This is a genomic window from Candidatus Villigracilis saccharophilus (genome assembly GCF_016711665.1).
Genome location: NZ_JADJSO010000074.1, coordinates 22,705 through 41,303 on the forward strand (window position 1 = coordinate 22,705; position 18,599 = coordinate 41,303).

An 18,599-nucleotide genomic window follows, 5' to 3' on the forward strand; every position below is an offset into this window, starting at 1 on the left:
TAATATTCTCTCAGGGTCGGATCAGGATTGTTAATGTTGGTGCGAGGCGCTCTTCTGGGCGCGGATCGTCTCGTCACAATGTGATGGAATAACCAGCGTTTCCGGATGTGTAAGCTGGTAAGTATGTAAGTTCCCGAGCGTCTCACGGTACGCTGCGGGATCTGGAAAGAGCAAGTTAGTGATCCTGTGCGGGGGACGGTTCTCCAGAATGGATCGTTTCAGCCATGCCGCGTCTGCGACGAAGAAGAAAAGTTTTTCTGCTTCATCGCGGACAAAAATTCCCATTTGACCAAGGGCGTGCCCGGGCAATTCCACCCCCATAACGGATCCATCGCCAAGCAGATCATACCCTTTCGTAAATGGCGCGTATTTTTCTGAGAGCAGGGTGGGTTTGGACAGATCCACTTCTTGAGAGCGATCATCGAAATCGTTCGGGATAAGTCCGCGCATAAAGGCGTGTTTTATGCCTTCAAAAGGCGGCAGGTTGCGGAGGTGTGCATATGCGTGGGGCATATAGATATAACGAGACCTCGTTATATCTGGGAGTGATGCGATATGATCCGCGTGGAAATGGGAGATGAAAACGTGGGATACATCCTGCGGCCTGACACCATATGCCGCGAGCTGGTTGATAAGCAAATCTTCTTCATGCAATGTGACCGGGGTGATCCAGCGATGGAAACGATTCGGGAATTTTTTCGTCTCATCGAAGAATCGATGAGAGTATCCCGTGTCAAACAGCATTGGACCGAAGTGTGGGTGCTGAAGCAGGGCGAACATGGCTGGGAAATGAATATTGCGCCAGTGCCCGCCGTGAATGGCAATGTGTTCGGGTGCGGTGCAGTACCCTGCGTGCAGGATGTTGATTTTCATTTTGTGCCTTGCCATTGCGAGAATGGGCTGCAATCTCGCAGATAGAGTTGGTAGTCGCTTTGTCGGGCTAAAACCCTTCCCGCAATGACTCGGTCTCCTTCCACCATTGCATGAACTTGTCGAAGCCTTCAGCAACAGAAATTTTTGGTTGATAGCCGAGTTCGTTCTTTGCGGCGTTAATATCAAGCGTGGTACTGTTTGCCAATATGCTGATGGACATGCGTGTAATTGGCGGCTCGGGGTGGGTGGGGATGAGTGTGAAAATGGCTTCAAGCGTACTCGCGGCCGCCATAGCCGTTTGATATGAGATCTTTCGTTTTGGAACTGGTAAATTTAAGTCCGTACAAATTCGTTCGATGAGGTCCCAAAGTTTGACGGGTTCATCATTTGAAATGTTGTATTTTTTACCAAGTGTGCTTGCCGGCGAATTGACGCACAGAAGAAGCGCATCGACAACATTCTCGATGTAAGTCAAGTCAACTAGATTTTCGCCATCGCCTAAAATGGGAAGCCTGCCCGATCGCAGGCGCGGAATCAATCGTGGAAAGATGACTGTATCCCCTGGTCCAAAGATCGCGCGCGGGCGGATCGCGATGACGGCGAGGCCGCGTGCGAAGGCTTCATCCATTTCTTGCTCGGCGAGGAGCTTTGTGGCCGCGTAATTACTGACAGGTTCAGGCAGGGGGGCGGTCTCCCTGACATTTATGCGTGACGAATATCCAAAATAAATGCTGGGTGTTGAAACATACACCAGTCGTTTTACTTGATGCTCCTCGCATCCGCGAATGACATTGCGCGTGCCGATCACATTGGCTTGATAAAATTCTTCAAAGTTTCCCCACGGCGATGGGAGCGCGGCGCAATGAAAGACGATCTCCTGTTCCTTGCAGGCGGTCGCAATATCGCCTTTTTCCTTCAGATCCAGCCGATGTGCGCGGATACCTTCCCTTTCCAGTTGATCCAGCTTTGAAGTACTGCGTCCAAGCGCGGTTACGTCCCAGCCCATGTTGTGAAGTCTGCGGGAGAGTGCGCCGCCGAGAAAGCCTGTTGCCCCGCTCACCAATGCTTTCACGAAAGCCTCTTTTTTGCCATGATCCCCAATTTTTCTCGGATGATCTTTGAATTATGCCGTACATCTGTTGGAAATTTTTTCATATATAAGAATATTTTTATTTTGGATGCCTGTGGATGATCTTTGGCTAATTCAAGTAATTCATGGGTTATTTTTTTGTCATCGGCCTTACGATCAAGCTCGATCCATAGAACAGGTTCTCTGTTGACGCCTACCAGCGCGGTCCGATAAACGAACGGGTGCATATTGAAAACACCTTCTATTTGTTCTGTAAAAAATACACCATGATTTGTGGCTACGCGGTCGGATTTTCGTCCACAATACCACAGGCGGTTGTCATCATCAAAGTATCCCACATCTCCGCTGCGATGCACAATGTGATCGCCATGCTTGATCTTGGAAAGCAGGTTTGCGTCCTCCCTTGCGATATATGACTCGGTCACTGCCGCGCCTTGAATGGTGATCTCCCCAACGACGTTGGCTTTCACTTCGAGCGACTCGTCCCAGCCTTCGATCGCTGAATCAGTGATGGATATGATCCGTACCCGGACTCCTTCTACTGGTTTCCCCAAACAAACACCCGCCCCCATTGCGGATTTGCGCTTTGCTTCAAATATCTCACGACTCTCGATCTTCGCGATGGGTAATGCTTCGGTCGCGCCGTAGATGCCAAAGAGATCTGTTTTGTCATCCAGCAATTTTCTGAATTTTTCCTGTAGCTGAATGGTTGCGGGGGCTCCCGCGGTAATGACACGTTTCAAGCCCGATAATTTTATATTGCGGGGTATACCGTACTCCGCAAGTTTGTTCAGAACCACCGGGGATGCAAATGTGTTTGTTACCTTATAGCCTTGCATGGCGGACACTATCCGCGCAGGGTCAATGTTTCCCGGCACAGGGAAAGTGACGTCAGGGATCACAGATGTAACGCCAATCAGGGCGTCTATGAGCGCGTAGAGTGGAAACGCAGGCAGGTCAATTTCGTCCTGTGAAATATCAAAAGTGTTGCGCAACATCTCCAGTTGCGCGGCGAAGTTCGCCTGTGAGTAGATCACTCCTTTGGGAGCGCCTGTACTTCCGCTGGTATAAATGATGGCGGCGGGCGCTTCCGCGCTCATGGATTGGGGCTCGGGAAGCTCATTCTTTAACTTTTTACTTTTAGCAGATCGTATCGTCAGATTGATTTTGACTGTATCTTTACCCCAGCCAAAAAGAATCCTCAAACCATGCGTGATCGAATTGCCTATAAAAATATGCGGCTCGGTTTCTTTGAGACATTCGCCCACTTTTTTCAACCCAATGGCAGGGTCAACAATGACAGGGACGACGCCTAGCTTAAGCATGGCGAGTGCCAGCGCAAAAAACTCGATCGACGGCGGAGTCATCATGGCGGCCCGCATGCCTGGAATGACGCGGCAGGCTAAAAGTCCGCAGGTGAAGTACTGTGTCAGGTCCGCGAGCTGTGCGAAGCTGAGTGTCTCCCATGTTTTGCTGCGCGCAGATAAAAAGATAAAAGCGGGTTTATGCGGATCGATGCTGGTGATATGATCCAAATATGACAGGAGATTCATAAGCCATGATTGTATCTGCTTAATGACGATCTTTGTTCGCGTGGCTATTTTGAATCAGACATGACCGTACGGTTGCGCCCGGCTTCTTGGCGGCGTATAAAGCTTGATCGGCACGCAGGAGCAGGCTTTCCACGGTATCGTGCTTTGAGTGAGGCGTCGTGGATCAATTGAGCGATGCCGATGCTGTTCGTAAGCGTCAGCGGACCTTTGTTCATGTTGAGGTGCATTTCCGAGATGCTGGCATGGATATATTTCGCGAGGGACAGGGCATTCCGTGCGCTGGTCTGGGGCAAGAGGATCACAAATTCGTCGCCACCAATGGCGTGCCCGAAGCTGTCACTGACCCGTTTGAAATGGTCAATATCAAAGAACATCATCGAACGCGATTAAATTATTCCTGTTCAAATAAACTTGTGATCTTTGTGATCTGGTCGCTGGTCAATGCACGGTTTTTTACACCTTGGCGCATGAACTCTTTAAGTTGTTTCAGTTTCATTGCGGGAATGGGTGAATCGTTTGGCTCCAATTCAACTTCATCGCTGGTGAAAACAAGGATCGGTTTGATCTCAGGAATGAATGCTTCATCCAGCTTTTTTGCAAAGAATTTTTTCAATGTTTGCACTTCGGTTTCCGCGTCGATCTCCGGTCGGCCGATGCTCTCCTGTCCAAAAATGCGCATGTAGGCTTGCATAAACCCGCCGCCGCGCATCCGCCAGCGGTTCTTCGTGAATTCCACCTTGCCTTTTTGGTGATAGGGGAGCAGCACCCATGCGCCGGATGGTCCGACCAACAGATGCGATACTGGTGAAGAATAGTGATATATGCTGAAGTCGCTGTGTAGACCTTTTAGCCCCGTGTCAAATTTTTCGTCAGGGCGCGGGGAACGTCCCCAGCGGTTGCCCATGTACATGCCAACCTGCGTCATGATGAAACCGATCAATAAACAAACAACTGAGTATGTGAAAAGTTCGGGTTTTGTGAACGAGATATACATGCCCAGCCCAAGCACAACCAAAGCGCCCAGACTTACATACTGGCCGATCTTGCCGTTCCGTGAAATTAGTTTTTCATTCTTAATGATTTTCATGTTTTCCTATGTTGCTCCCATGCCACAGACGGTATGAGAAACTGGCTGAAATTTATGAATAAATAGATTGCTTCGAGCGGAATACGGTTCTCGCAATGACATTTATGCGGAGTTTTTCAAACTTTCTTCAATTGCAGATTTCATGGCATCCAGCACGTTCACATCCACGGCGTGTTTTGCCACGCGGATGGCGTTCTTGATGGCGAATGCATCTGAGCGGCCATGACCGATGAAGACCAGTCCGTTGATGCCAAGCAGGGGAGCAGCGCCTTGCTCGCTTGGGTCTAATAGCTTCTTGATCGCACCAAGCGCCGGCTTTACCAGCAGACCGCCGATCTTGGTGGCGACACTGCCGTTCTTGATGATCTCACGGATGCGGTCCGTGATCAATTTGGCAACTGCTTCAGATGATTTTAGCATGACATTGCCGGTGAAGCCGTCCGTGACTGCTACATCCACTTTGCCGCCGATGACTTCCTTGCCTTCCACGTTCCCGAAATAATTTAGCTTTGATGCTTTAAATAATGGCGTCGCACCTTTCACCAATTCGTTGCCTTTGCCTTCTTCTTCTCCGTTGGAGATCAGTCCCACCTTGGGATTCTTCACGCCGCGTACCTTCTCGGCATAGATGCTTCCCAAAATACCGAATTGAAAGAGATTTTCAGGTTTGCAATCCGGGTTTGCGCCAATATCCAATACAACACAGGTCCCTGTTGCGGTGGGAAAGATCGGAGCCAGCGCGGGACGGTCAACGCCGCGGATGCGTCCCAGACGGAAAAGAGCTGTGACCATGCCTGCGCCAGTATTTCCAGCCGTGACAAATGCGTCAGCGCCGCTACTCTTGACCAGGTCAATGCCGACCGCCATTGAATTCTTCGCGTCTTTACTGCGCGCCTTCAAAACTAATTTCTCGCCTTTGTCTTCCATGGAAAGCATCTCAGGCGCGTTCACAACACTGATCTTTAATCCCTTTGTGTCTTGTTTTTCAAGTACCGGCTTGATGATGGATTCATCGCCCACCAAAATGATCTCCACTCCATATTCACGCGCCGCCTGTACCGCGCCTTCCACATCCGGTACGGGGTAATTATCACTTCCCATTGCGTCCACGACGATTCGAACCATGATAGCTCCTGTTCACTGATTATTTTTATTGCAAAGAGGTAGCGTTCTCCTCGCAAAGATATAAAAGATTGTGCTTGACAAGAAAAGCAAGCCGATTATAATACGCCCTGCTAATGCGCTGGTGCTGGAATTGGCAGACAGGCACGCTTGAGGTGCGTGTGCCGTAAGGCGTGGAGGTTCAAGTCCTCTCCAGCGCACAAGCAATGAAAATCCCCGAACTCGTTTCGGGGATTTTTTCTTTTTTGATGAAGAGCCCGTTTCGCGCTTATCCCAGACCTGCTTCTGTTTACTGCGAAATGATCAAGCTGCAGCAGGTGACCGCGCCTTCGGCTTTCGCGAGTTCGTCTACAGTCACGGCGCAAATCTTGCATCCGTGTGCTTCGAGTTTGGCGCGTGTTTTTGGAAATGATGTGGGGTAAATGATCTGACCATTCACGGGTAAACAATTTGCCGCAAACGGTTCGGAGGGATCAACCTCGATCCAATTCAGATCTTTGAAGTGGGAAGTGTCCACCCAGTTTGGGTTAATGAGCACCGTGTTGTCATCAACTTTTGTCAGCGCAGTTTTGAGGTGAAGGCAGTCGTGCATTTCCACGCCGCTTACTTTATAACCATAAACAGCGAGTAATTCCTGTAGTTGATGAATGGCGGCCGCATTGCTGCGTGTTGAAATGCCGATGTAAATATTTTTTCCGAGCACAAGCACATCGCCGCCGTCCACTGTGGCGGGCGCGGTGACATGTACCAGTGTTTTGTATGGCGACAATGCCCGGATGATGGACTCTGTCTCAGGTTTGCGAGAATCCGCTCCGGGCCGCGTGATGACCGCCACTTCATCCAGAATGAAAGCTGTATCCTCCACGAAAACAGAATCGGGCAGATCCGCTTCGGCGGGTAATTCCAGCACCTCGCATCCAATGGACGCCAGCGCTTTTACATATTCATGATGCTGTGCACGCGCAACCTCAACATCGATCGGCGTGCGGTCAATATGCGTGATCTCGCATTCGTTGAAACGCGGACTGACATCGCGTGTAATGGCAACGGTCATTTATTGTTCTCCCGTGCGATAACGGTCGATCAATGCTTTTGTGCGCGGATCTTTGGGGTTGTTGAATAGATCGGCAGGCTTGGCATCTTCGATCAATTCACCGTCGCCCATCACCAGCACACGGTCTGCGACTTCGCGAGCAAAGCCCATTTCATGCGTGACCACGAGCATGGTCATGCCTTCTGTGGCGACCTTTTTCATCACGTTCAACACTTCGCCGATCAATTCAGGATCAAGCGCGGAGGTGGGCTCATCGAAGAGCATGACGCGCGGTTCCATGGTCAGCGCGCGCGCGATGGCGACGCGCTGTTTTTGTCCGCCGGAGAGACGCATCGGATATTCGTCTTTTTTAAATAACAATCCAACACGGTCCAGATTTTCCTCGCCGAGTTCTATGGCTTTTTTCTTGTCCATCCCTTTCACAATGACCGGACCTTCGATCACATTTTCAAGCACGGACATGTGTGGGAATAAATTAAATTCCTGAAAGACCATGCCTGTCTTCAAACGCACATCGTGAACGAGTTGGCGGTGGCGTGCGCCTTTCTCGCCGCCTTCCACTTTGATTCCATCCACTTCGATACTGCCATGCGAAGGTTCTTCAAGGAAATTGATGCATCGCAGGAGCGTGCTTTTCCCTGAGCCGCTGCGTCCGATCAGGCAGACGACCTGGCGTTGTTCAACATCAAGGCTGATATTTTTTAGCACATGCAAACGACCGAAATATTTATCGAGATTGGAAATCCTAACAATGGGAACCATGTTATCGGTCTCCTTTGGCGAGTCGCTTTTCGATGATGCTCTGGATATAACTCAGGATCAGGGTCATGCCCCAGTAAAACAGGGCGGCCATGATGAGCGCTTCGAGATTATGGAATTGCGCGCGTCCAACTTTTGTGGAACGCCACATCAGTTCATGTACGAAGCCGGTGGCTGAGACAAGCGCTGAATCTTTTGTCATGGCGATGAAATCGTTGCCGATCGGCGGAATGGCGAAGCGCAGGGCTTGCGGCAAAACGATGCGGCGCATGGTCTGGTTTGGGGTCATGCCCAGGGCGGCGGCGGCTTCACGCTGACCTTTGCCCACGGAACTTAATGCTGCGCGGAAAACTTCTGACATGTAAGCCCCGTAATTAAGGCCCAGCGCCAGCACGCCGGCAATGAGGCCGGGCAGAATGATGCCCAGTTGCGGCAATGCCAGAAAGAAAAAGAAGATCTGTAAATAAAGAGGTGTCCCGCGAATAAGCGAGACATAAAAAGTGCTAAGCGCATAAACGGGGGGGAGAGTGGATAGTCGTCCAAGAGCTGCCAGCAGTGCGAGGGTCATGGCAAGCGCAATGGACAGGATCGAGATCCTGATCGTTTCACCGATACCGCCCGCAATAAAGGTCAGGTTGCTCCTCATGAACTCGGTATCCACTTTTATACCGCTGAAGGTCGTTGACCCGATGGTGATTTCCTGCCCGCTGAAAGTGAAGACGAGGATAAAAAGTAAAATAAACCAGGAGAGAGCTACATTGGCGCGGAAATGGTTTTCCTTGCGGGTCTGGGCTTCATAGATCAATTCGGCTTGTGATTTGGGTGCATTCTGTTTGGTTGAGAATATATTCATGCCGATCTCCCTTGCGGATAAAAAATATGGGAAGCGGTACGCTACGCGAGCCGCTTCCCATTTGTTATTGCAAAAATTTATTTGGGAGCTTGAGTCAGATCCTGACCATCGAGCCATTTGATGGAAAGGGCGGAGAGGGTGCCGTCAGCATGCATGGCGGTAAAGATCTTGTCCACTTCGGCGCGCAGGGAAGTCGTGTCGAGGGTGGAAGCCTTGTCGAACGCGGCGGCGAGGTCTTCAGAGTACACAACACCTTCGAGTTTTCTCACGGGCAAACCCGCGGCGAGATTCGCATCCACAACGGTTCCGGAGGTGACGTAGCCGACGAAATCGGTACGGCCGGCGGCGATGGACTGCGCACATTCCTGATCGCTATCGAGCGGGACAACGGTCACGCCTTCGGGGACTTTGGCGTAGATGGAAGATTCGGGCAGGCCGAGAGCGACCATGTCATTGTTCAACCAAGATTCGTAGGTGGTGGAAACGCCGGCGCACAAAGCCTGACCAGCGAGCGATTCAAGGGTGTCATAGGTCGAGTCTGCGGCAACAGCTACGACTGCGGGAGTGTAGTAGTAGGGCACGCTGAAATCAAGAACGGTCTGGCGTGTGGTGGTGATGGTCATCGAGCCGACGCTCATATCCCATTTGTCGGCCCAATTACCGGCGGTGAGCAGATCCCAGCCGGGGGTGGCGAAACAAGTTTCAACACCGAGGGCGGTGCCGATCGCTTTGGCAACATCCACATCGAAGCCCTGCATTTCAGCAGTGGTTAAAGCGTCGGACGGGCATTTGGTGTCAGCCGGTCGTTTGGCGGTTGTATCGAGAAATGATTGCGGCGCATAGTTCGGATCGGTTGAGATCAAAATATAGCCGCGGTTCTTGATGTCATCAAGCACGTTATCCGCTTTGGCAGCGCCCCCGCCACAAGCAGAAAGGACAAGGGAGGCCAGAACCAGCAGGCTGGCCAGTGTAAACAGTTTTTTCATTTGCTCCTCCAAGAGACATGAAATATTGGGCAATTAATAAATTGCCGCGGGATGATGTTCATCCCGCACGGTTAAGCATAGACTATTTTTTTCATTTGTGCAAGGATTTTTGTACATAATTTCATAATGGTACAATATCAGTATCCTTGATGTGGAGGTTTTTTTATGACTGCTGTCTTTCCAAGTGAAGAGTGGTTAAAGGGGCTTGAAACAAAACTTAACTCTGACGAAAAATACGCTGACATTGCGAAGAATTGGGAAGGGGATCTGTTCTTTCGGATCGAACCAGAGGGCAATCTAAAAGAGGAACTCACGTTCTATCTGGACCTGTGGCATGGGAAGTGCCGAAAAGCAGAATACAAACCTGATGCATCCGCCTACCCAAAACCCACTTTCACATTAGCCGCGACCTACAACAATATCACCGCCATCCTGACAGGCAAGATGAATCCCATGACCGCCATGATGACCATGAAATTAAAAGTTCAGGGCAGCATGGGCTATATGATGCGCAATGTGCCGGTCGTGCTTGATTTTGTCCGCGTGGCGAACGAAGCGACGGAAGAAATTTTATAAGATGTCGTTGCGAGGGCGCTCGTATTTTTGCCCCGGCGCCGCCAAGCAATCTCCAACTAAGAAGGAGGTTGCTTCGGGCAAAGAACAAGAGCGCCCTCGCAACGACATAAATTAGATCATGCAACCCATCCTCAAAATAAATCTCACAACTGGCACAACAGAAGAATATGTCATCCCAAAAGAATGGGAGCGTGACTTCCTTGGCGGCGCATCTCTTGCGGCGCGGATTCTGTATCCGTATCTCACAAAGGAACTTGATCCGCTCTCGCCTGAGTCACCTTTGCTGTTCATCAATGGTCCGCTCACGGGAACATCGGGGCCCACCACAGGCCGCTTTGTGATCTGCGGTAAAAGCCCTGCGACTCAATTGTGGGCTGAATCCAATATCGGCGGATTCTGGGGACCCGAGCTTCGCAAGGCTGGCTACGACGGATTGTGGGTGACAGGAAAGTCTAATAGCCCGGTCTATCTCTGGGTCGAAGAAGGCAGGCTTGAGGTCAGGAATGCAGCGAATGTTTGGGGCAAGGATGTCTATCAGACGCAGGAATTAATCAAAGAGGAAGTTGGAGTCAAGGGTGCAAGAGTCGCCGTGATCGGACAAGCGGGTGAGCGCGGAGTCTTGTACTCATCCATTTGCTGTGACCACGGACGCATGGCGGGGCGCACTGGACTCGGCGCAATAATGGGGTCGAAAAATCTCAAAGCCATCGCAGTGTATGGAAAAAAGAAGATCGAGGTTGCGGATGAGGAGCGTTATTCCGCGTTGCGTTCCGAGGCCAATCGCACACTCAAGCAGGATAATCAGGCGAGGATCGTACATGAACTTGGGTCAGCGAGCGCCGCGAATTTTGCCGAATATCTCGGGCAGATGCCGTCGAAGTATTATCATCAGGGATCGTTCGCAAATGTGGATAATATTTCTGGTTCGAAGATGTCCGAAAGTATTTTGGTGGGATACAGCGCATGCCAGGGATGTGTGATCGCGTGCGGGCGGGTGGTGAATATTGGCGATGGCAAAAAACGCAAAGGACCAGAATACGAAACGATCGTTGGCTTTGGTCCGAATCTTTTAATCGATGATCTTGTTGAAGTGACTCGGCTCGGTGAGTTATGCGATAAATATGGCATGGACGTGATCAGCTCTGCAAACACGATCGGTCTGGCATTTCACTTGTACGAAATGGGCAAGCTGACCAAACAGGATACTGGCGGACTTGAACTGACATGGGGAAACTTCATGGCTGTGCGACAGTTGATCCAATTGATCGCGCGCCGTGAAGGACTCGGCGAATTGTTGTCGCGCGGGGCGCGTCAGTTTGGCGCGGCATTCGGTGCGGAAGATGAAGCCGTGCAAGTGAATGGACTTGAAGTGGCATATCACGATCCGCGCGGTGTTTCGGGTATGGCGCTTGCGTATGCAACTAGTCCGCGCGGGGCGTGCCATAATCAATCGGATTATTTCATGGTGGATTGGGGCAATACGCAGGAGAATATTGGTATTACCTATTTTGACCGTCACGCGCAGGCGGAGAAAGCCGCGAACGTGGCGCGTCATCAAAACTGGCGGACGTTCTTTAATTCCTTCGTGATGTGCATCTTCGCCAATGTTGACCCGCAAATGCAAGTAGACCTGGTCAACGCGGCCTGCGGTTACGAATGGACTCTCGCAGATATGATGCGCTCAGGCGAACGCGGCTGGAATCTCAAACGCGCCATCAACAACCGCCTGGGATTAACTCGCGCGAATGATAAATTGCCCAAGGCTTTTCTTGAACCCTACAAGGAAGGCGGCGCGGAAGGGTTTGTCCCTGATTTTGCTGAAATGCTGAATGCGTATTATGAAGCGCGCGGATGGGATATGGAAAGCGGGAAACCGTCCAAAGAGAAGTTGATCGAGTTGGGGTTGGAAGATGTAGCAATGGATATTTGGGAATGATGCAGGGATGACCCTTATGGTCTCCCTTTTATTTATTTTGGAGAAAAAATGAAACTCGTAACCGTCGCGCAGATGCGCGAGATTGAAAAAGAAGCAGACGCAAACGGCTTGACCTATGCCGAGATGATGGAAAACGCAGGGCGCGGACTCGCAGAGATCGTCAATGAAGTTGCCTTTGATGATGATTGGGAGGAAGTGCTGGGGCTGGTTGGACCTGGTAACAATGGCGGTGATACGCTTGTCGCGTTGACGCACCTCGTGGAAGCTGGCTGGCATGCGCGCGCGTATGTGGTCAAGCGCAAGAAGAAGGATGAATTGGTGGCGCGTTTTATTGAGGCGGGCGGAGAGGTGACCTTTGCAGATTCTGATAAGGATCTTTCGGCTTTGGACATGTGCTTTGAATCCGCGGATATTTTGTTGGATGGTCTGCTTGGCACTGGAATCAAACTTCCGCTTAAGGCAGAGATCGCATCTGTGCTGGAGCAATCCCTTTTTATTATGGCTGAGTTGGAAGAACCGCCTTATATCATCGCTGTGGATTGTCCGTCTGGAGTTGATTGCGATTCTGGCGAAGCTGCGCTGGAATGTCTGCCCGCCGATCTGACCGTCACGATGGCGGCGGTCAAACGTGGACTGTTGAAATTGCCCGCCTTCGAATTTGTCGGCGATCTGGCGCTGGTGGATATTGGTCTGCCCGACGACCTTGCTTCCTTTTACGATCTGAAAACCGAAGTGGCGGATCTTGATCTGGTGGCAGGGCTGCTGCCCGAACGCGACCTAGATTCGCATAAGGGGACGTTTGGTACTGCGCTGATCGTGGCTGGTTCCATCAATTACACAGGCGCGGCATACCTGGCTGGCGCGGCGGCGTATCGCTCGGGTGCGGGTCTTGTGACGATGGCGGTTCCAAGTCCGCTGCATGGCGTGCTGGCAGGTCAACTCCCTGAAGCAACATGGGTATTGCTTCCGCATGAGATGGGCAATATCGCAGGCAACGCTCTATCCGCGCTGACCAAGTCCCTTGAAAGCGCATCAGCTCTACTCGTTGGTCCCGGACTCGGACTCGAAGCCAAGACCAGGGAATTTTTGGAAGGACTGCTCACAGGCAAGTCCAATGCCAAGAAGCAGACATCCCAGATCGGATTTGTTCGTCAGGAAGCCAATGAAGACGCTCCGATAACTTTGCCGCCCATGGTGGTGGACGCGGACGGATTGAAGCTGCTTGCAAAGATCTCTGATTGGCATAAATTACTTTCGCCTCTCAGTGTGCTGACCCCGCATCCGGGCGAGATGGCTGCGTTGACTGGTTTATCAAAAGATGAAATTCAAAATGACCGCGAAACCATCGCGGCGAAATTCGCGCGGGAGTGGGGGCATGTGGTTGTGTTGAAAGGTGCCTTTACGGTTATCGCTTCGCCTCATGGTCAAATGACCGTGATCCCGGTGGCGTCGCCTGCGTTGGCACGGGCGGGCACAGGAGACGTTCTGGCGGGTTTAATTGTCGGTTTGCGAGCGCAAGGGCTGGATGCCTACGATGCGGCTGTTGCAGGCGCGTACATTCACGCAGAGGCAGGTCTGATCGCGGCGGAAGACCTTGGTACGACCGCATGTGTTCTTGCAAGCGATGTTTTGAACAGTATTGTAGACGTGATGAGTGAATTGGAATAATCTTTACAAGTTGGCAGATTTAAAGGTTTGAATGTTTAAACAAAAAAGAGACTTTCCAAACGGAAAGTCTCTTTTACTACTCACTATCTACTACTCGCTGCCCTAACTATTCATAAACGATTCGAGGTTTTCCTTGCTGATGCGATACGCAGAACCGATCTTCTTCGCCTTGAGGCTCCCATCAGTGATCGCGGAAAGGATATCTGCTTCGGTCACTTTGATGAACTGGGCCGCTTCAGCGGGGGTCATGATATCGGGCATCTTCGCGCCAGCAGCGGGAGCGCCGCCCTGGGAATTATTCTGCATGCCGCCTTGTAAGGCCTGTCCCATTAAGTTACCGATTCCCATTCCAGCGCCAATGCCAGCCGTGAGACCAGCTCCACCGCTTTGGTTCTGAGCTGCGTCGCGCATGGCATCTGCGGCTTGCAGTTGGGTGTAGGTTGACATGTCGAGCATGCCCATATCGCGCAGTTCCTGAGCCGATTTTTCAGAGGGCTTCAAGTTGCCGACATAGAAAGTCTTAAGCGTTAAACCGATGGCTTCAAATTCTTCCTTGCCTTTAGCGCGGACTGCCGCGCCGATCTCTTCGGTCAGGCCGATCATTTCAGGCACGGAATTCTTCGCGGCGGTTTCGCCGAGCACATCCTGCAATTTTGAGAGCAGCATGGTGCGCAGGCGTTCCTCGATTTCAGAGGTGCGATACGTGCCAGTCGTACCAACGATCTGGGTCACGAACTGCTGAGGGTCTTTGACCTGGAAGGAATAAGTACCAAAGCCTTGCAGTAACGCCACGCCCAATCCCATATTCGGATTGCGGACAATGATCGGCTGCGGCGTGCCCCACTTCTTGCTCGCGAATTCCTTCATTGAAACGAAATAAACTTCCGCCGGGAATGGCGTGCGGTCATTGAAAGCCTTGCCGATGAAATCAATGATCTTCGGAATATTCGCAGTTGCAATGGTATGACGCCCCGCTTTGAAAACATCCAGTGCGTTGCCGTCACGGAAGAATACCGCGCTCTGGCTTTCGCGCACGATTACCTGCGAGCCGATGCGGAAATCACCGATGCCTGTTTCAGGGAAGCGGTGGACGATCTCATCATTCATCTCAGTTGCGTATTCAATGACATCAAAAATTCTAGCCATATTTTCTCTCCTTTTTTATGATCATGCTCAAATTATAGTCTTATTTCTTTACGAATTCCAACCCGAAACGTTTCGTGCTTCGAGTGAAAAAATCTACTTTTGAAATTTCCCTGCTCTAAATCAGCGCCTCATTCTTAACCTCAAACCTGCTTCTGCTTTCTCAAGCATCATCCTGCCTTTATCTTCTCACTACCCACAATCCACTTTTCACTTCTCACTGCTCTTCATCGACTTGCCCGTCCCTTTTTCCTTGATCATCATCACCTCAGCCATAATGCTGACTGCGATCTCTTCGGGCGTCTCGGCTTGTAATTCCAATCCCATAGGCGAGTGGACTTTCGCGATCTTTTCCTCGCTGATGCCTTTCTCTTTCAATGCTTTGACAGTGGTTGCCCATCTGCGTTTTGAGCCGATGATGCCAATATATGCGGCAGCGGAGTCGAGCAGCGGAGCAAGTCCAGCCACATCAACGGATGACCCTCTGGTGGTTAAGATGAGAATTGTGCGTTTGTCTATTTTTATATGTTTGGGAAGTTCATCCATGGTCACTGGATAATAGGCATCCGCTTCTGGTGTGGATTCAGGAGTGCAAAATTCCACGCGGTCATCGTTGACGGCTACGCGGTATCCCAGCCATTTCGCCAGATGGACAACAGCTTTGCCCACATGCCCCGCGCCAATGACGACGAGCAGCGGGGGAGGAAGGATCGGTTCCACAAAAACCTCCACCTGACCGCCGCACACGCCGACATCTCCGCGTGATGGGTCAGCCATGTTGTAATGCAGTTTGCGCGGCTGGCCGTCTGTGATTGCCATCCACGCTTCGTCGAGCACGCGATGTTCAAGGTCGCCGCCGCCGACCGTGCCGATGAATTTGCCGTCAGGGTAGACGAGCATTTTGCTGCCCACATGGCGTGGCGTGGAGCCTTCACTGCTGGTCACAGTGCAAAGTGCGGCAGATCCGTTATTCTTTTCGATTTCTGCAAGGGCTTGGTAAATGGAATTCATAGTGGCCTCTGGAGTCAGACTGCTTGCTGTCTGACTGGATGCTGTCCATACGGGAGCAAGCTCCCGTACTCCAGAATGTGCTCCAAATAAATTATCCGATCTCTTTTGCGATCACACGCACGCGGATCGCTTCCACCAAAATATGCGCATACTCCATCCCCTTTTTGGAAGGAGTCTTTTCAAGATGTTTCCAGCGGCGGGATTCAAAAAAGAGGCAGGTACGCAGATCGGTTAATGACAGGGTCATATCTTTTTGGGCGCGGTATAACTTAACGCCATCCTCGGCGACTTCGCGGCATCTTTTGAAGGAACCCCAATGTTTGTAACCGTTAAAGGTCAAGGCAAAGGGTTCGATCTTTTTCCAGCTTGCGCGGTGGGAGGGAATATCTTTTTCGATCAAATGAGAGTTGGGGATTATATCCATGGTGTTCTTTCTGTCGCTTGCGCGTTTATTATTAAATGTAAGGTGTCTTAAACTTCAAAGTGCGCGGCTTGACGATAAATCGCTATAAAAATTTCTTGATTGCATGTTTGTGAAGCGGGAGATCGTCCTGGACTGTGTTCCATACATTCGCCAGGTTTACGCTGAAATGTTCTGGAATGATCTTTTTGCAGATACCCATCATGTCATCCCATGGCAGGGCTGGATGTTCATTCTGAAATTCAGCGGAGATGCAATTCGCCGCTTCACCAATGATCTCAACCTGGCGGACCACAGCATCCTGTACCATAGCGCGTGAGAGGAATTCACTTTCAGACATGCCGCGCGTGTAGCGGTCGATCTGCTCGATGGCCGAGAAGATGTGGTGTAAATAGACAGCATCCTGATTAGCCATGACTGGCCGCCTTTTCTTGATTTAAATTAGGGAGGTTCATTGTTTTTGTGGACATGATCATACATCCATTGTACCGTAATAAATGTACTCGTGGCGGAGGTGGGGATAGTTCCCTATATGCATCATCCCGCCCCTTATGACTTGGGAGCGGGATGATGGCAGTTAAAAAAATGAGACACAGGACGGTTAGGAAAAATAAACGTCCCACAAGAGGATATGCTTTGGATTATTCTGGTCTATCACCAGTGTAACTTCTTTTTGTTGCAATAGTTTCTTTGTCCTTTCAGTGATAACCTGGTCAAGTTTTTGTTCATGGATTTGGCTCAGATAGGTATACCGTAACTTCAGCCGCATATTGCTTCTATGGGCGCTCATACTGAGAACCTGTGCAGTCACTTTGTAACCATTCTCAAATACCTCGTTGATATATCGAATACGCCACAACGTAATGAGAACCGCGGCGAATCCCGAGATACTTGTCATGATGATGAAAGGTGTTGCGCTGGGAACCTCTGAGATCGTTGTGAACTGAAGCGTAAGCGCAACGATTGACGTCATGATCAGCAGTGCGGCGAATACGCCGGTTGCGGGTGCTGTCCAGTTATCGTTATGAAGAATGCTGCTGACGCTTGGTTTCTGGTCCATGCTTTACCTTTATTTTTCGAGTAACCCGAGTATGGCTGGTAACAACTGCTTCTTTCTGGAGACCACGCCTTTTGCCTCCCGCGTGCCATCCGCCAGAGGAGGGTAGGGAAGGTCATCCAGAATGGAAGGGGCTTTGGAGGTGATCAGCAGGCGGCTTGTGCTGCGAACAACGTCCGTGACCAGCAGCATGGCAAAATCAAGTCCGCGTTTGTCTCGCAGATCGTTGAGCGCGCCTTGCAGCGGTTCAAGATGATCAGTAAGTTGCATGATGTCGGTTACTTCGGCTTGTGCCACAGCAAATTTATATCCGCCGCCTTCAAACGGTTTGATATCTGTGCTGACCACGTCTTTTGGTTCACGGTTGGAAAGTCCCGCGCCTGCGCTGAGCACGGCTTTTCCGTACGTATCGAGTGTCTCGCCTTTGAGCGGACTTCCACCAACGAACGCCCAGCGGGATAATCTCTCTGCGGCGGTTTTGTCACGCGGCGTGGTGGTGGGAGATGTCAGGATAAGAGTATCCGCTAACAGCCCGGCTAGAAGCGTGCCTGCCAGCGGGGGCGGCATGGAGAATCCAGCCTCGGCGGTTAGTTCCGTTACCAGTGTCGAAGTTGATCCAACGGTATCCACAGTGAATCGAATCGGCTGATGCGTATAGGGATTGCCAAGGCGGTGATGATCCAGTATCTCAAGCAGTTCAGCCTCTTCAAGCGCGGCGATGGCTTGACGCGGCTCGTTGTGGTCTACGAGGATGATCTTTAAGCGCGGCGGGTTGAGCACTTCGCGCTGGCTGGCGATGCCGACATAAACGCCATGTTCATCCACGACCCAATAATCATCATGCTCGTCCCGCAGGATCTTGTTGAGCGAGTCTCGGATATGTGCGTTGGCATTGAATTTTTGGATGTTTGTATCTGCGGCATCTCTACACGGGGCAGACATCATTTCACGCACGGTGGTATCGCCGGGGCGCGGTCCCAATGTATCTGTGAAATATTTGAAGAGGCTCATGCCATTGATGAGCCCATATGGTTTTCCGTCTTCGTTGACGATGGGAGCGATCCCTCCAGTTTTGCTGGCAAGCGTCCAGGCAGCGCCCAATTGTGAGTCAGGGCGGAGCGTGTCGAGGCGGCGCATCACCGATTCGAAACGCGGCGACGCGTCTGTGAGCAGGAAGGGCGCGTCCAGGCTGAGGGTTTTGAGCACCCATGATGTTTGCGCGTTGAGCGCGCCTGCGCGCGCGGCAACGGTATTTACGCCGTCGCGTTCGCGCAGCAGCCAGGCGTATCCCATTGCAGATGCGATGGAATCCGTGTCTGGGTTGACGTGTCCAATTACATAGATTTGATCAGGCATGGTTGATTTTTGACTCCAAGGCTTTGAATGTGATCAATTCGACTTAGGCAATGA

At 51.1% G+C, this 18,599-nt stretch carries 19 protein-coding genes and 1 tRNA gene; 4 read left to right on the forward strand and 16 right to left on the reverse strand.

What is annotated here, in order from left to right; genetic code table 11:
• Positions 1 to 30 precede the first annotated feature (30 nt).
• The 6 genes from IPL17_RS23325 to plsX all read right to left on the reverse strand — a co-directional run bounded on the left by IPL17_RS23325 (position 31) and on the right by plsX (position 5,728).
• The gene (locus IPL17_RS23325; protein WP_345309491.1) at positions 31 to 873 is read right to left on the reverse strand and encodes an MBL fold metallo-hydrolase; all 843 of its coding nucleotides are present in this window, start codon (positions 871 to 873) and stop codon (positions 31 to 33) included.
• Between the two features lie 67 nt (positions 874 to 940).
• On the reverse strand, positions 941 to 1,945 hold the full coding sequence (locus IPL17_RS23330) for an NAD-dependent epimerase/dehydratase family protein (RefSeq protein WP_345309492.1): 1,005 nt from the start codon (positions 1,943 to 1,945) through the stop codon (positions 941 to 943).
• Positions 1,942 to 3,516: a fatty acid CoA ligase family protein gene (locus IPL17_RS23335; RefSeq protein WP_345309493.1), complete on the reverse strand. Its 1,575-nt coding sequence runs from the start codon at positions 3,514 to 3,516 to the stop codon at positions 1,942 to 1,944. Before IPL17_RS23335 ends, IPL17_RS23330 begins: the two co-directional genes overlap by 4 nt.
• A gap of 44 nt (positions 3,517 to 3,560) precedes the next feature.
• Positions 3,561 to 3,893 carry a diguanylate cyclase gene (locus IPL17_RS23340; protein WP_345309494.1) on the reverse strand — a complete coding sequence of 111 codons (333 nt, stop codon included), beginning with the start codon at positions 3,891 to 3,893 and terminating at the stop codon, positions 3,561 to 3,563.
• A 14-nt stretch (positions 3,894 to 3,907) separates the two neighbouring features.
• Entirely contained in the window at positions 3,908 to 4,603 is a 696-nt protein-coding gene (locus IPL17_RS23345) for a hypothetical protein (RefSeq protein WP_345309495.1), read from the reverse strand.
• A gap of 102 nt (positions 4,604 to 4,705) precedes the next feature.
• Complete coding sequence (gene plsX / locus IPL17_RS23350) at positions 4,706 to 5,728, reverse strand: phosphate acyltransferase PlsX (protein ID WP_345309496.1); 1,023 nt, start codon at positions 5,726 to 5,728, stop codon at positions 4,706 to 4,708.
• A gap of 115 nt (positions 5,729 to 5,843) precedes the next feature.
• Between plsX and IPL17_RS23355 the strand changes: the two genes are divergently transcribed.
• Positions 5,844 to 5,925: transfer RNA gene (locus IPL17_RS23355), tRNA-Leu, on the forward strand.
• Positions 5,926 to 6,014: 89 nt separating this feature from the next.
• On the opposite strand, the gene IPL17_RS23360 is transcribed toward IPL17_RS23355, so the two are convergent.
• The 4 genes from IPL17_RS23360 to IPL17_RS23375 form a co-directional block, all read right to left on the reverse strand.
• Positions 6,015 to 6,779 carry an arginine deiminase family protein gene (locus IPL17_RS23360; protein WP_345309497.1) on the reverse strand — a complete coding sequence of 255 codons (765 nt, stop codon included), beginning with the start codon at positions 6,777 to 6,779 and terminating at the stop codon, positions 6,015 to 6,017.
• Positions 6,780 to 7,541, reverse strand: coding sequence for an amino acid ABC transporter ATP-binding protein (locus tag IPL17_RS23365; protein WP_345309498.1), 762 nt, complete (start codon positions 7,539 to 7,541; stop codon positions 6,780 to 6,782).
• Position 7,542: 1 nt separating this feature from the next.
• Entirely contained in the window at positions 7,543 to 8,391 is an 849-nt protein-coding gene (locus IPL17_RS23370; protein WP_345309499.1) for an amino acid ABC transporter permease, read from the reverse strand.
• Between the two features lie 77 nt (positions 8,392 to 8,468).
• On the reverse strand, positions 8,469 to 9,377 hold the full coding sequence (locus IPL17_RS23375) for a transporter substrate-binding domain-containing protein (protein ID WP_345309500.1): 909 nt from the start codon (positions 9,375 to 9,377) through the stop codon (positions 8,469 to 8,471).
• A gap of 165 nt (positions 9,378 to 9,542) precedes the next feature.
• Between IPL17_RS23375 and IPL17_RS23380 the strand changes: the two genes are divergently transcribed.
• The 3 genes from IPL17_RS23380 (at position 9,543) to IPL17_RS23390 (ending at position 13,557) form a co-directional block, all read left to right on the forward strand.
• Positions 9,543 to 9,953 carry an SCP2 sterol-binding domain-containing protein gene (locus IPL17_RS23380; RefSeq protein ID WP_345309501.1) on the forward strand — a complete coding sequence of 137 codons (411 nt, stop codon included), beginning with the start codon at positions 9,543 to 9,545 and terminating at the stop codon, positions 9,951 to 9,953.
• 118 nt (positions 9,954 to 10,071) lie between these two features.
• Entirely contained in the window at positions 10,072 to 11,889 is a 1,818-nt protein-coding gene (locus IPL17_RS23385) for an aldehyde ferredoxin oxidoreductase family protein (protein WP_345309502.1), read from the forward strand.
• Between the two features lie 48 nt (positions 11,890 to 11,937).
• Complete coding sequence (locus tag IPL17_RS23390) at positions 11,938 to 13,557, forward strand: NAD(P)H-hydrate dehydratase (protein WP_345309503.1); 1,620 nt, start codon at positions 11,938 to 11,940, stop codon at positions 13,555 to 13,557.
• A gap of 102 nt (positions 13,558 to 13,659) precedes the next feature.
• Here IPL17_RS23390 and IPL17_RS23395 read toward each other — a convergent pair whose 3' ends face one another.
• The 6 genes from IPL17_RS23395 to IPL17_RS23420 all read right to left on the reverse strand — a co-directional run bounded on the left by IPL17_RS23395 (position 13,660) and on the right by IPL17_RS23420 (position 18,545).
• Positions 13,660 to 14,703 carry an SPFH domain-containing protein gene (locus IPL17_RS23395; protein WP_345309504.1) on the reverse strand — a complete coding sequence of 348 codons (1,044 nt, stop codon included), beginning with the start codon at positions 14,701 to 14,703 and terminating at the stop codon, positions 13,660 to 13,662.
• Positions 14,704 to 14,910: 207 nt separating this feature from the next.
• Positions 14,911 to 15,711: an XdhC family protein gene (locus IPL17_RS23400; RefSeq protein WP_345309505.1), complete on the reverse strand. Its 801-nt coding sequence runs from the start codon at positions 15,709 to 15,711 to the stop codon at positions 14,911 to 14,913.
• 91 nt (positions 15,712 to 15,802) lie between these two features.
• Positions 15,803 to 16,135, reverse strand: coding sequence for a hypothetical protein (locus tag IPL17_RS23405; RefSeq protein ID WP_345309506.1), 333 nt, complete (start codon positions 16,133 to 16,135; stop codon positions 15,803 to 15,805).
• An 82-nt stretch (positions 16,136 to 16,217) separates the two neighbouring features.
• Positions 16,218 to 16,547 (reverse strand): DUF86 domain-containing protein, encoded by a 330-nt coding sequence (locus IPL17_RS23410; protein WP_345309507.1) that lies wholly within the window; start codon positions 16,545 to 16,547, stop codon positions 16,218 to 16,220.
• Between the two features lie 186 nt (positions 16,548 to 16,733).
• Positions 16,734 to 17,192 (reverse strand): hypothetical protein, encoded by a 459-nt coding sequence (locus IPL17_RS23415; protein WP_345309508.1) that lies wholly within the window; start codon positions 17,190 to 17,192, stop codon positions 16,734 to 16,736.
• A 9-nt stretch (positions 17,193 to 17,201) separates the two neighbouring features.
• Positions 17,202 to 18,545 (reverse strand): DHHA2 domain-containing protein, encoded by a 1,344-nt coding sequence (locus IPL17_RS23420; protein ID WP_345309509.1) that lies wholly within the window; start codon positions 18,543 to 18,545, stop codon positions 17,202 to 17,204.
• Positions 18,546 to 18,599 lie beyond the last annotated feature (54 nt).